The organism is Candidatus Cardinium sp. cByotN1, assembly GCF_022810525.1.
Taxonomy (GTDB): Bacteria; Bacteroidota; Bacteroidia; order Cytophagales; family Amoebophilaceae; genus Cardinium.
In genome coordinates this window covers 1-426 of the sequence record NZ_JAACGG010000124.1, presented here as the reverse complement: position 1 = coordinate 426, position 426 = coordinate 1, and the positions used below count along the sequence as shown (strand labels likewise).

The 426-nt window shown below is 33.1% G+C and carries 1 protein-coding gene; it reads left to right on the top strand.

Annotation, left to right across the window (positions count from 1 at the left end; translation table 11 throughout):
- On the top strand, positions 1–397 hold a 397-nt coding region (locus tag MUW73_RS03740), incomplete at its 5' end, for a hypothetical protein (RefSeq protein ID WP_243575270.1).
- Positions 398–426 lie beyond the last annotated feature (29 nt).

The window sequence follows — 426 nt, the reverse complement described above, 5'->3', positions numbered from 1 at the left end:
TATGTACGAAGAGACTGTTAAAGAAACAAAAAATTACAAACGTAAGTACGAAAAGACTGTTGCTATAATTATGAAGGTACAGATGCAACTTTATAAAAAGGATAAAGTAGAGGATATTTTAAGCTTACAATTAGATTTATCCAACGAACGTGATAAGCAATTCAAAGATGACTTTTCCAAGACATTCGACAAATCGACTGACCAATTATTCATGGAGCTGGAGCAGTCAACTGCTAAAGACGATGTAGCTAAGAGTCAAGAAATACGTGAATCCTTCGAAGAAACAATAAAAAAATCTGTAAAAGAATCAATGTATAAACAAGGATATAAAGAGAAAAGGTATCAGGACCTGCTAGATGAGGCTTTGAAGCCACTCTTAAAAAGTCAGCAAAAATAAAACGCTGGATAAAAAGCTGTAAAACACAA